Annotated in this window: 13 protein-coding genes and 1 other annotated feature; of the genes, 9 read left to right on the top strand and 4 right to left on the bottom strand. The window is 41.5% G+C overall.

From position 1 onward, the window contains the following. Positions 1-37: 37 nt before the first annotated feature. Entirely contained in the window at positions 38-1,036 is a 999-nt protein-coding gene (gene trpS, locus BLV00_RS00255) for a tryptophan--tRNA ligase (protein ID WP_093041914.1), read from the bottom strand. A 102-nt stretch (positions 1,037-1,138) separates the two neighbouring features. Then, positions 1,139-1,336, bottom strand: a binding site (T-box leader). A gap of 54 nt (positions 1,337-1,390) precedes the next feature. Next, a complete protein-coding gene (locus tag BLV00_RS00260; protein WP_245728679.1) occupies positions 1,391-1,759 on the bottom strand; it encodes a DUF3899 domain-containing protein in 369 nt (122 codons plus the stop codon). Between the two features lie 378 nt (positions 1,760-2,137). On the opposite strand from BLV00_RS00260, the gene BLV00_RS00265 reads away from it, so the two are divergent. From BLV00_RS00265 to BLV00_RS00290, 6 genes are all read left to right on the top strand, one after another. Continuing rightward, entirely contained in the window at positions 2,138-3,850 is a 1,713-nt protein-coding gene (locus BLV00_RS00265; RefSeq protein ID WP_093040962.1) for a peptide ABC transporter substrate-binding protein, read from the top strand. A gap of 166 nt (positions 3,851-4,016) precedes the next feature. Then, entirely contained in the window at positions 4,017-4,946 is a 930-nt protein-coding gene (gene opp3b / locus BLV00_RS00270; RefSeq protein ID WP_093040964.1) for an oligopeptide ABC transporter permease, read from the top strand. Between the two features lie 2 nt (positions 4,947-4,948). Continuing rightward, positions 4,949-6,091, top strand: a complete 1,143-nt coding sequence (gene opp3C, locus BLV00_RS00275; RefSeq protein ID WP_093040966.1) for an oligopeptide ABC transporter permease — start codon at positions 4,949-4,951, stop codon at positions 6,089-6,091. A gap of 16 nt (positions 6,092-6,107) precedes the next feature. After that, positions 6,108-7,169 (top strand): ABC transporter ATP-binding protein, encoded by a 1,062-nt coding sequence (locus BLV00_RS00280; protein ID WP_093040968.1) that lies wholly within the window; start codon positions 6,108-6,110, stop codon positions 7,167-7,169. Further along, a complete protein-coding gene (locus BLV00_RS00285; RefSeq protein ID WP_093040970.1) occupies positions 7,166-8,101 on the top strand; it encodes an ABC transporter ATP-binding protein in 936 nt (311 codons plus the stop codon). Before BLV00_RS00280 ends, BLV00_RS00285 begins: the two co-directional genes overlap by 4 nt. Positions 8,102-8,308: 207 nt before the next feature. Continuing rightward, positions 8,309-9,541, top strand: a complete 1,233-nt coding sequence (locus BLV00_RS00290; RefSeq protein WP_093040972.1) for a putative glycoside hydrolase — start codon at positions 8,309-8,311, stop codon at positions 9,539-9,541. A 56-nt stretch (positions 9,542-9,597) separates the two neighbouring features. Here the strand turns inward: BLV00_RS00290 and BLV00_RS00295 are convergent, their stop codons facing one another. Further along, positions 9,598-9,783 (bottom strand): hypothetical protein, encoded by a 186-nt coding sequence (locus tag BLV00_RS00295; protein ID WP_093040974.1) that lies wholly within the window; start codon positions 9,781-9,783, stop codon positions 9,598-9,600. A 156-nt stretch (positions 9,784-9,939) separates the two neighbouring features. Between BLV00_RS00295 and BLV00_RS00300 the strand changes: the two genes are divergently transcribed. Together BLV00_RS00300 and spxA are read left to right on the top strand one after the other, a co-directional pair. Next, positions 9,940-10,530: a GNAT family N-acetyltransferase gene (locus tag BLV00_RS00300; RefSeq protein WP_093040975.1), complete on the top strand. Its 591-nt coding sequence runs from the start codon at positions 9,940-9,942 to the stop codon at positions 10,528-10,530. 383 nt (positions 10,531-10,913) lie between these two features. Continuing rightward, a complete protein-coding gene (gene spxA, locus BLV00_RS00305; RefSeq protein ID WP_028782060.1) occupies positions 10,914-11,309 on the top strand; it encodes a transcriptional regulator SpxA in 396 nt (131 codons plus the stop codon). A gap of 40 nt (positions 11,310-11,349) precedes the next feature. Here spxA and BLV00_RS00310 read toward each other — a convergent pair whose 3' ends face one another. Continuing rightward, positions 11,350-12,012 (bottom strand): TerC family protein, encoded by a 663-nt coding sequence (locus tag BLV00_RS00310; protein ID WP_093040976.1) that lies wholly within the window; start codon positions 12,010-12,012, stop codon positions 11,350-11,352. Positions 12,013-12,335: 323 nt separating this feature from the next. On the opposite strand from BLV00_RS00310, the gene mecA reads away from it, so the two are divergent. Next, complete coding sequence (gene mecA, locus BLV00_RS00315; protein WP_093040977.1) at positions 12,336-13,025, top strand: adaptor protein MecA; 690 nt, start codon at positions 12,336-12,338, stop codon at positions 13,023-13,025. Positions 13,026-13,229: the final 204 nt, after the last annotated feature.

Here is a 13,229-nt window from a genome sequence, read left to right on the forward strand (position 1 = left end):
TTTTTTTATTGTAGTTTAGTAAGCGGTCAAACCCGCTTTATTTCTTTTTCTTTCTGACGCGCCCCAGACCCATCGCTTTTTTCGCTTTGCGAAGCATTTTTTCCGCTGCCTGATTAGCACGCTCTGCCCCGTTATCCAGTACATCATCCAGCTCTTCAGATTCAAACAATTGATGATAACGCTCCTGGATAGGGGAGAGTGTTTGAATGACAGCATTCGCAACGTCCTGCTTGAATTCCCCATATCCTTTTCCTTCGTATTTCGCTTCCAATGCTTCCACCGTCTCTCCGGTACAAGTGGAATAGATGGTAAGCAGGTTGGAAATTCCCGGTTTATTTTCTTTATCATATTTAACGATGCCTTCCGAATCAGTGACAGCACTCTTGATCTTTTTCTCGATTTTCTTTGGCTCGTCGAGCATCGAAATATAGGCTTTCTGGTTTTCATCGGACTTGCTCATTTTTCTGGTCGGATCCTGGAGTGACATAATCCTGGCGCCAACCTTCGGAATGCTAACTTCTGGTACGGTGAATATATCGTTGTATTTATTATTGAAGCGCTCGGCTAAATTACGGGTAAGCTCCAAGTGCTGTTTCTGATCTTCCCCGACTGGAACAATATCGGTTTTATATAGAAGAATATCCGCAGCCATCAATGGCGGATAGGTCAACAGTCCAGAGGAGACTGCTTCTTTCCCTTGTGACTTGTCTTTGAATTGCGTCATCCGTTCCAGTTCACCGATGTAGCTGACACATTGCAGCATCCATCCCAGCTGTGTATGGGCTGGAACTTCCGATTGAATGAACAGTGTAGACTTCTCCGGATCGATGCCAGAAGCAAGGTATAAAGCAGCCAGCGAACGAATATTGTCACGCAGCTTCAATCGGTCCTGTGGGACAGTGATGGCATGCTCATCGACCACACAGAAGTAACAGTGGTTCTCTTCCTGAAGTTCGACGAAGTGTTTCATCGCTCCTAAGTAGTTACCGAGTGTTAATGTACCGCTTGGCTGAATTCCTGAAAAAATGGTTTTCATGTTTTCCACCTCATTTATTTTATTTGTGAACATTCTCGTCAGGTTTCCTTAAATGTAAATTGCTGCTTTTTCCAATAAAAAAAGGCCATTCTCCCTCTATAAAGAAGGGACGAATGAACCGTGGTGCCACCCTTGTTATCCCGCATTTCACGGAATCACTTGTCCTTTAACGCAGGGGTACGTCGTCTGTAACGAAGCTCCAAAGCCCAATTCCCGGTACCTTTTGTCGGCTGTTTTCACCAACCACAGCCTCTCTTTAAAACAGGGAAGTCCGGTACTATACTTTTTCATCGCATTTCAATATATTCAAGAAAATTATAAATAAGTTTTCTGGAAGTTGCAACAGCCAGATGATCAGCCCTGATAGTAATAGATAAGCATAGCGACCATACCAAAGTTCATAAAGATTCCCTGGAACAGAAAGAACTTTAATATTTTACCGTCGATGGTTTGAGAAGGAAGCGGCTTCTTTTTCCAATCTTCCATATAATCAGCTGTTTTTGCTACTCTATGGTAGAATCTGCGAAAACTATAGGTTATCGTGTCGAAAAAGCCGCCTCGGATTACCCACAAAAGAAGCCCGCCAAAAAGATAAAAGAAAGCGACATAGAAGGTCTGGTTAATATAATGGAACAAGTCGTACACAGGTGCCCGCATAAAAAACAGCAGTGTTACCACAGTGAAATTAATGCCTAAAAACACCCACTTATTCTTTAATACCATTAGAAGAAGGCACATCCTTTCTTAAAAAATACTTCTTTCATTATAGCATGTTTTCATGTGTCTGTTTTAGTAGAGGTAAAAAGTAAATTTCAACCAGGATAATAACAAGAATGAAATTTTAAGTAATTTTTGCTGAAAAGTTTGTAACAATACAATTCTCTATGTAAAATTCCCCCGTTATCGTGTAGGACATTTGTAAAATAAACTAGGTATTTAAGACTATTTTATGCCACAAGAATGTAATAATAACAAGGTTCTTACAATTTTATCAAAAAAATATTAATGCAAAATAGTTCGAAAACTTGTATAATTCGTATTGTAGATTAATCATCTGCGTTAATTTTTAGAAAATTATATTTTTGGGGAGGTCATTCTTTCATGAGAAAGACAAATTGGTTATTGCTTGGACTAGCATTAGTTCTAAGCATGTTCCTGGTAGCTTGCTCAGGCGGCGGCGACAATAACGCCGACGGTGGCGAAGGTGAAGGGAACACAGAAGAGAAAAACGAAGGTAATGAAGGAAGCGAAGGTTCAGAAGGTGAGCCTAGCGGAGAGCAAGTATTGAATATCACTGACTCTGCTGAGATTCCTACAATGGATCCTTCCATGGCAACTGACGCAGTTGCATTCCAATGGTTAGGTTCTACAATGGACGGGCTTTATCGTCTAGGTGAAAATGCTGAAATGGAACCTGCTATCGCAGAAAGCCATGAGCAAAGTGAAGATGCTTTGACTTGGACTTTCAAACTACGTGAAGATGCAACTTGGACTAACGGTGACCCTGTTACGGCACACGATTTCGTATATGCTTGGCAGCGGGCGGTTAACCCGGAAACTGGGTCCGAGTATGGCCCATACATGATGAATGGCGTTATCAAAAACGCTGAAGCTATTTCTAACGGTGAAATGGCAGTGGAAGAGCTAGGTGTTACTGCTGAAGATGATTATACATTGAAAGTAGAACTTGAAAAGCCGATCCCTTACTTCCTATCCTTGACTGCATTTGGTACATTCCTGCCGTTGAACCAGGACTTTGTTGAAGAACAAGGCGACAAGTTTGCACTTGAAGCAGAAAACATTCTTTCTAACGGTCCATTCAAGATGACTGAGTGGAAACATGAAGAAAGCTGGAAACTTGTTAAGAATGAAGATTACTGGGATGCTGAAAATGTAAACCTTGAAGAAATTAATGTAAGTGTTGTTAAAGAAACTTCAACTCGTGTAAACCTTTATGATTCAGGCGAAATCGATGCTGCTGGTTTGAGCGGTGAATTCGTTCAGCAAAAAGCTGGCAGTGAAGAATTGAAGACAGAAGAAGAACCAGTACTGTTCTACTTGAAAATGAACCAGCAACATGAAGTACTTGGTAATGTGAATGCACGTAAAGCGATTCAATCTGTAATCAACCGCGAAGACCTTGTTAATGTCATTCTTGCTAACGGATCCCTTCCAGCTGTAGGTGACATTCCTCAAAACTTTGCTAAACACCCTGAAAGCGGAGAAGACTTCCGTGATATCAATGGTGAGTTGGTTGAAACTAACGTAGAAAAAGCACAAGAACATTGGGCTACTGCTATGGAAGAGCTTGGAAAAGACTCTGTAGAGCTTGAACTTCTTGGCGGCGACTCTGAAGTTGCTAAAGAGATGGATGCTTACTTGAAGAACCAATTGGAGCAGCTTGAAGGTTTGACTGTGAAAGTTAAGCCGGTTCCATTTAAAGAGCGTCTTCGTCTAGACACTGAAATGGAATATGACTTGCAAAACTCTGGTTGGGGCCCTGACTACATCGACCCGAACACATTCTTGAACATGTGGGTAACAGATGGCGGAAACAACAAAACTGGTTACTCCAGCGAAGAATATGATGCGCTTATCGAAAAAGCTAACAACGAGCTTGCTCTAGAGCCAGTTAAGCGTTTCGAAACATTCCTGGAAGCTGAAAAAATGTTGATTGAAGAAGATGCAGTTCTTGCTCCTCTATATCAACGTGCCAGCGCTAAACTTTGGAAGCCTTACGTTAAAGGTGTAATCACTAACCCAATGGGACCAGACTACACTTACAAGTATGCTTATATTGACGGTAAAGAGTAATAGCTTACCATAATTGAATAAAGCTGACTCGGAGGGGAGAGAGTATATGACCATGTTGTTGGCATATGCTCTCTTTTTCCCTGTCATCAAATATAACTGATAATAATCAATATTCAGTAATTTATAATAATAAGAAAACACTTATAAATATAGGAGGTGGGCAAGGATGGCTCGTTATATCACTAAACGACTAATCTACATGTTGTTGACACTGATTATAATCGCGACGTTTTCATTTTTCTTGATGAAAATGCTGCCTGGTACACCACTGACCATGGAAGATAAATTGTCAGAAACGCAAAAAGAGATCATTCTTGAAAAGTACGGTTTGAATGACCCGGTACCGATCCAGTATTTGAAATACATGGGTGGTTTAGCTGTAGGCGATCTAGGGATTTCATTCCAGTTTGATAACAGGGAAGTTACAGACATTATTATGGATCGTATCGGTCCTTCTATGCAATTAGGGGCACAGGCTCTGATCATTGGTACGATCATCGGAATGCTGCTTGGTTTGGTTGCAGCTATCTATCATAATGGTTTCCTGGATTACTCGTCCACATTTGTAGCTGTTATCGGTAAATCTATTCCATCGTTTATTTTCGCAGGTCTATTGCAATATTTCATAGCCCTTAAATTAGGCTGGTTCCCGGTTGCACTTTGGGGATCCTGGCAACATACGGTGCTGCCGACCGTAGCGCTGGCGATGTTCCCGATTGCGATTGCTGCCCGTTTCATGCGGACAGAGATGCTAGAAGTGCTTGGTTCTGATTTTATCCAGACCGCACGTGCAAAAGGTGTCAATAAATTTGGCGTCGTTTTCAAGCACGGGGTTCGTAACGCTTTGATTCCTTTGGTAACCGTAATGGGTCCTCTGGCAGTAGGATTAATGACTGGAACATTGGTAATTGAGAAGATTTTCGCAGTACCTGGAATCGGGGAACAGTTCGTTACATCGATTACAACAAATGACTTCCCAATTATTATGGGTACAACATTGTTCTTCTCTTTCTTTTTCATTTTCATCATTTTAGTCATTGACCTTCTATATGGAATCATCGACCCTAGAATCAGACTTGCCGAAGGAGAGAAATAAATATGGATAACAGCAAACCATCAAAAGATCTTTTTGTCCCTGTCGAGCGGGGAGGAATGGATAGCGAGAAGATTTCTCGTCCTAGTCTGTCTTTCTGGCAGGACTCCTTTAACCGCCTTAGGAAGAATCTCGGGGCAATGGCAGGGGTTGTCACTTTAATTGTGTTAATGTTGATGGCAGCTTTTGGCCCATATATGAATCAATTCGATCCATATGAACAGGATTTATCCCGTTCTTACACACCACCTAAGATTCCAGTACTGGAAAATATCGGCTGGCTTGGTGTGGATGGTATGGAATCGACGATTATTGAGGGAGATTCTGTCGACGCTGCGAAAAATGTCGCTAAATTGAAACTTGGCGCAGCTAATGCCGATTTTATTGAATATAACGTAATTGATGAAGGCGGGAATGGCACAAAAGCAAAAGTTGAAGCTTCCGTTGACGTATATGCAGCAAAAGGGATAGAAACAAATCACTGGTTCGGAACAGATAGTCTTGGACGTGACTTATGGACACGTACATGGCACGGAACGCGAATTTCCTTATATATTGCCTTGTTGGCAGCAGCAATCGATATGATAATTGGGGTCATTTATGGCGGAGTCTCCGCATATTATGGCGGACGTGTCGACAACATTATGCAACGGATCATCGAAGTCTTAGTTGGGATACCTAACCTGGTTATTGTTATTCTGATGATTCTGATATTAGAACCGGGGATCCTGTCGATCACCATTGCCCTGACCATTACCGGCTGGATATCGATGGCACGGATCATACGGGGACAAGTTTTGAAACTGAAGAATCAGGAATTCGTACTGGCATCCAGAACACTCGGAGCACCAGATAGCAGAATTTTGAAAAAACACCTCGTACCGAATGTTACTGGTTTGATCGTCATCAATACGATGTTTACGATTCCAAGTGCTATATTCTTTGAAGCATTCTTAAGCTTCATCGGGTTAGGGCTTCCAACCCCGATTGCATCTTTGGGAACATTGATCGATGACGGATTCAAGTCATTGCAGACCAATCCACACGTGTTGATTTTCCCTGCAATCATCATTTCCATGATTATGGTTGCCTTTAACATACTGGCTGATGGACTGCGGGATGCGTTTGATCCGAAGATGCGTGAATAGGAGGAAGGAATACCAAATGGAAAAACTTCTACAGGTAAACAACTTAAGTGTATCCTTTGACACATACGGAGGAGAAGTCCAGGCTGTCAGAGGTGTCAATTTCGATGTACACAAAGGAGAAACCCTGGCAATTGTCGGTGAATCTGGTTCAGGCAAGTCGGTAACGACAAAAGCATTAATGCGTCTGATTCCTCAGCCGCCGGGCCGTATCAAAGAAGGGGAAATCCTTTTCGAAGGTAAAGATTTAGCTAAGTTAAGTGAAAAGCAAATGGAGAAAATTCGAGGCAAGGATATTTCTATGATTTTTCAGGATCCGATGACATCATTAAATCCAACGATGAAAATCGGCAATCAGATTATGGAGGGTCTTATCAAGCACCAGAAAATGAGCCGTTCCCAGGCGAAAAAGCGTGCAGTGGAATTGATGGAACTGGTTGGGCTTCCTGATGCAGCTAACCGTGTCGATCAATATCCCCACCAGTTCTCTGGTGGACAGCGTCAGCGTGTCGTTGTTGCGATTGCGCTTGCCTGTAATCCTAAGCTTCTAATTGCTGATGAGCCGACTACCGCGCTTGACGTAACAATACAGGCACAAATTTTAGAGTTGATGAAGGATATCCAGAAGAAAACGGACTCTTCCATTATCTTCATTACGCATGACCTTGGTGTTGTTGCTAATGTGGCCGATCGTGTCGCCGTCATGTATGCAGGTAAAATTGTAGAAATCGGAACCGTTGATGAAATCTTCTATAATCCAAAACATCCCTATACATGGGGACTGCTTGGCTCTATGCCTTCTTTGGACAGTGCAGATGAAGATTTATATGCCATTCCAGGTACACCGCCGGACTTGATCGCTCCACCTAAAGGTGACGCGTTCGCAGCCCGGAATGATTATGCGATGAAGATTGACTTTGAACAACAACCACCAATGTTCAAAGTATCCGATACGCATTATGCCGCGACATGGTTGTTGCACGAGCATGCCCCGGATGTGGAGCCTCCTGCTTCCATACAACGTAGAATGCAAGGATTTGCTCAAGAGGCTGAACTTAATACGAAAGGTGATCGCTCATGAGTCGAGAAAAATTAGTCGAAATCAAAAACTTAAAGCAGCATTTCAAAACCGGGCGTCACAGTGTCGTAAAAGCAGTCGATGGCTTAACCTTTGATATTTATAAAGGGGAAACTTTCGGCCTTGTTGGTGAGTCCGGGTGTGGTAAGTCGACGACAGGCCGGACAATCATCCGGTTGTACGATGCTACCGAAGGAGAAGTCAATTTCAATGGGGTCAATGTACACGATAAAAAGAATAAAGCAGATTTGAAGCAATTCAATCGTGAAATGCAAATGATATTCCAGGATCCTTATGCATCTTTGAACCCTCGTATGAAGGTAGAAGATATCATTGCAGAGGGCTTGGACATTCATGGTCTAGCCAAAACAAAAGAAGCGCGCAAGAAGCGTGTACATGATTTGCTGGAGACGGTAGGTTTGAACAAAGAACATGCCAATCGTTATCCTCACGAATTCAGTGGTGGACAGCGTCAGCGTATCGGTATTGCCCGCGCTTTGGCCGTTGATCCAAGCTTCATTATTGCTGACGAGCCTATTTCGGCGCTTGATGTTTCGATCCAGGCGCAGGTAGTCAACTTGTTGAAAAAACTGCAAAGAGAGAATGACTTGACGTACTTGTTCATTGCCCACGACCTGTCGATGGTCAAATATATCAGTGACCGAATTGGGGTTATGTATTTCGGTAAGCTTGTGGAACTTGCTGATGCGGATGATTTATATAAGAATCCGATGCACCCGTACACCAAATCTTTACTATCTGCTATTCCATTACCGGATCCTGATTACGAACGAAACCGTGTCCGGGAAGAATATGACCCAAGTCAACACGATACAAGTGAAGAGCCGGAATTCTGCGAAGTTGGCCCGGACCATTGGGTGCTTTGTACAACGAAAGAATTCGAACATTATAAAAAAGAATATGTGTCCGTTTAAGACGGCTGTAAAAAGACAAGGTTCTTTCCGGATTGGCGGAATGACACCTTGTCTTTTTGTATATATATAAAACGGGGAAAAGGTTTAAATTAGGTCATTTGATATATTTTAGTGATTTTCTACAAAATTTTACTAAATAGCCTACCAATTTATAGGAATCCTCTTTTATAATAGGAGATAGAAAAAACTTGGGGAGTAGGATTAATCATGAGGAAAAAGGTAAGACAGCTTAAGAGTATCACGTTCATCACCATTCTTTTTATTTTGGCAATTGTCCCGGTACATACATTGCATGCAGACGAATCGAATGAGGCAGAAGCTTTGCCGGTGAAAAACTTGCAGGATAGAAAAGTTTCATTAGAGTTATTAAACAATGAAAAGCCAGCAGCAAGGTTCGTCTATGATTCTGGTTTGACGTTTGAGTATCCAGATGCAGTACGGGGGATTTATGTAACAGGTAATTCAGCTGGAGGTAGTCGATTTGAATCGTTATTAGAGCTTGTTGGATCGACAGATTTAAATGCGATGGTCATTGATATTAAAGAAGATCACGGTAATATAACATTTAAGCCCGACGAAGACTCTCCTTATTATGATATTGCACAGCCGTACATCAAAGAGCCGAGAAAAATGCTTGAAGTGCTGGAGGAGAAGGGAATTTATCCGATTGCGCGAGTGGTTGTCTTTAAAGATTCGATTTTAGCTGAAAAGCGTCCCGAGCTTTCTTTTAAAATGAATGGCCAGATCTGGAAAAACGGCAGGGGAGAAGCCTTTGTCAATCCATTCATGAAGGAAGTCTGGGAATATAATGTAGAAATCGCCAAAATGGCTGCAAAGCTCGGATTTGAGGAAATCCAGTTCGATTATGTCCGATTCCCGGAGGGCTTTGAAAACCGTGATAAAACATTGGAATATAATCAAGGAGAATATGCAAACCTGGAAATGGATGAGGTACAAAAGCGTGTGCAAGCTGTAACGGACTTTGTCGCTTACGCCAGGGAAGAGTTACATTACTACGCAGTTGATGTATCTGTTGATATATTCGGATATTCCGCTACGATTCCGGAAGCACCTGGAATAGGACAGAATTTCTCTAAAATCAGTTCCAATGTCGACGTCATTTCCTCCATGATCTATCCAAGTCATTGGACCTCTTATTTCGGCATTAAGAAGCCGGATATGGAGCCATATAAATTGACGGTTGAATATGCCAAAGTGGAAAATGAAGTGCTGGCTAAATTGGATAACCCGCCGACATCGAGACCATGGATCCAGGATTTCGAAGCGCCGTGGCTTTATTCCGGACCTGCGAAACAGTATGGAGTAGCAGAAGTGGAAGCCCAAATCCGTGCCCTGAACGAAAACGGGATCAATGAATATCTGATTTGGAATCCAGGTAACAGTTATACCCAGGGTGTCGATTACACTCCGTTAAACTAAAAAACAGTCTCATAAAAAAACATGGAAGGTGAGCCTTCCATGTTTTTTTATGTAGCTTATTTCTGAGTTCCTCCGACGTTTCTCCACGTATCCTGATAAGATCGTGCCTTGTCCAAAAACTCATCTTTTTTACCCCGGCTGAACAGCTTATTGCCTATTCCATTCATGGCAACTCCGAGAAACGCTGTTGCTCCGATGATCCCTAACCCAAGCAACGTAATATCGAGCATTAATGCACCCACATGCTCCCCTCCTTTACCGGTTACTTTTATTTTAGATGATGTGTTAAAAAAAAGAAAGCTGGAAAAAGTAAAATTGTAAGTGTTTTCAAAAGCCATTTAACAATTACTGAGAAATTCGTTATAATAGAAAAGACTAACTTGTAAGGGAGCAGATTTATGAATTGGTATGAAAAATTGAAACAATACTTTCCAATCGAAGAAATGAAATCTCAAGAGCATATGGAAACGTTGTTAAAGGAGAAAGGCGATGTCTATTATAAGGATGAGGGTCCTCATCACGTTTTGATGTATGCTGAATTCCCTTCTTTCCTTTTCATCGATTATGTCTATGTATCTGCAGCCTCAAGAGGGCAGGGCTTAGGACATAAGCTGATGCAAAAAATGAAAGATAAAGGAAAACCAATCATTCTGGAAGTGGAGCCGGTCGATTATGATGACACCGATACAGAGAAACGTCTTCGTTTCTACCAGCGGGAAGGGTTCAAGCATGCCCAATCCATCGGTTACACACGAAAATCTCTAGCTACTGATGAACCTAATTCTATGGAAATCCTCTATTGGTCCCCTGAAGATGCATCTGAAGAACACATTTATGAACAAATGAAAAAGATGTATGAAGAAATCCACACCTATAAAGATACTCAATTTTATGGCAAGTCGTACGAGCCTGTGGAAGAGGTACTCACCTATGACGAAGATGCAGATAACACAAACATCTTGGAAGACTTAGAAAAAGAAAAAGCTTAATAATGGAAGGTACAGGGTTGTCTCCTATAAGCTTCGCGCAATCAGTGACCAGGAAAGGGAGCGGTTTCAGCAACCGCCAGGCTTTTTTCAAGCTGTGAAGCTATTAGGGGACAGCTTTTTTCAATTCATAAAGCTAACTGAAAATATAGGAAGCAGAAAAAGTTTGAAAAAAGATGTTTAATGGAAGTGCAACAGGGTATATTAAAAGTGTCACAATGAAATCGCTGAATCTGTACAAGTTTTGTATAAAAAACTTACAATACTACTAGCTAACACTTGACAGTTATGATATAGTATACATAGGCTGTTAATTAAAGTTATTTTAAACTGGCAAGCACATGCAAACCTTGTATGATAAATACATTTTGAGGAGTGAAGTTCCCATGGTAACTCTATATACCTCACCAAGCTGTACATCATGCCGTAAAGCTAAGGCATGGTTAGAAGAACATAATATCCCTTTCAAAGAACGTAATATTTTCTCTGAGTCTTTGACTCTGGATGAAATTAAAGAAATTCTACGTATGACAGAGGATGGAACGGAAGAAATCATTTCCACTCGCTCCAAAGTTTTCCAAAAATTAGACGTTGATTTCGAACAAATGCCTTTGAAGGATCTTTTCGATCTCATTCAAGAAAACCCTGGACTACTACGCCGCCCGATTATCATTGATGAAAAGCGTCTTCAGGTAGGGTATAATGAAGATGAAATCCGCCGCTTCCTGCCAAGAAGCGTTCGTACTTTCCAGCTTCGTGAAGCACAACGCCTGGTAAACTAATAGCAAAAGACCGCGCAAAGGGCGGTCTTTTTTGTTTTTTCTAATTTTGAGAAGCTGGATTATTGTTGCGGTAACCCCAGGAGATGACAAGAAAAATGATAACAATCGGCATCATATAGTGAAGCGAATCGTATTGCTCAAAAAATGGCCGGAGCCGTCGTTCTTCTAAAATCATTTCAGCTGCTGTATAAGCGAGGATGCCCGCTCCGATATAAACGAGGGAAGGAAAATGCTCCATCAGCTTCAATATCAATTTGCTTCCCCAAATGATAATAGGCACCGATACAAGCAGACCCATTGCTACTAATAAAATATTGTCGTGGGAGGCCCCTGCGATCGCAAGCACATTATCAAAGCCCATCACTATATCTGCGAACACAATCGTCTTCACAGCCGAAATAAGACTGTCACTGGCTTTGATATCCGGTTCTTCTTCCTCTTCGGTCAGCAGTTTGATTGCGATATATATGAGTAGTATTCCCCCAATTAATCGGAGGAAGGGAATGTGCAGAAGATACAGGGCAATCGCAGTCAAAAACACCCGGACAATAATAGCTAAGCCTGTCCCCATGAAAATCGCTTTATTGCGCTGTCTCTCCGGCAGATTCCTGCTTGCCAGCGCAATGACAATGGCATTATCTCCTCCGAGAACGATATCAATTCCTATGATGATTAAGATTGCTTGGATCAATTCCCATTCCATAAAAAAGCCTCCTGATATGTAGTGACAAATGACTATAAATAAGCTAAAATAGACAACTAACCATAGAATTGCTACTGTGCAGTTCTTGGAGAGTATCGCTCAAGCGATTTTTATAAAAGTCGTGATATTCGTTTGTTTTTCCGTAAATGAAGCATTTTGTTTTCCAGAAAAGGCAAAGCTATCATACAATAGAATTAAGAGGTACCTGACCTGTATAAACATGCGATTAAAGTCCTGAAATATGGGGTAAGGTATACTATAAAATAACAACGAGGGTGAAGCAGTCCCTTCCGCTTATCCGAATATAGAAGGGAGAGAGATGCATGGAAATCGAAAGAATCAATGAAAACACAATCAAATTTTATGTTTCTTATCATGACGTTGAACAACGCGGGTTTGATCGGGAAGATATTTGGTATAACCGTGACAGAAGTGAGCAGCTTTTCTGGGAAATGATGGACGAAGTTAATGATAAAGAGAATTTCCACGCTGAAGGTCCCTTATGGATCCAAGTGCAAGCGATGGAGAAAGGCTTGGAAGTTATCGTCACGAAAGCCCAGCTTTCCTCAGACGGACAGAAGCTCGAGCTTCCTACTGAAAATGGTAAAACCATCGATATGCCCGTGGATGAAAAAATAGAATCAATGCTTGATGAAAAATTAAATGAAGCAGATACGCATACGACCGATGAAGATACTGATTGGAGCAATGATCTGGAGCCTATGCAGTTCACGATCCGCTTTGATGAATTCGAAGATGCAATCCAATTGAGCCACAGTTTTCAATCCGTTAAAGAATTCGAGCAAAGCATGTACCATTTTGAAGATGCCTATTATCTATATATTCAATTCAATGAGGATAATATGAATGATGACGAACAGGAAAATATTTTAAGCAATATATTAGAGTACGGAAACGAATCGGATATCACAATCCATCGCCTGCAGGAATATGGCAAAACGATTTTTGCAGAAGATGCACTGAATCAAATAAAAAGTTATTTTCCTCTATAATTGATAAGCATGCCGCCATGGTATGCTTTTTTGTTTTGCCATCGGACTATATGGCACGAAAATTGTTGCACTGGGTTGACTGGTAAGTAATAGCAGAGTAGAAGGAGTGAATATAGGATAAAAAAGTAACAGAGACAAAGTGTTATGCATCAGCACACGCTCACTTTTATGCAGATAAGCAGGATTTTTGCCGATTGATGTCGA

Origin of the sequence: Thalassobacillus cyri (genome assembly GCF_900107755.1) — a bacterium.
Classification (GTDB): domain Bacteria; phylum Bacillota; class Bacilli; order Bacillales; family Halobacillaceae; genus Thalassobacillus; species Thalassobacillus cyri.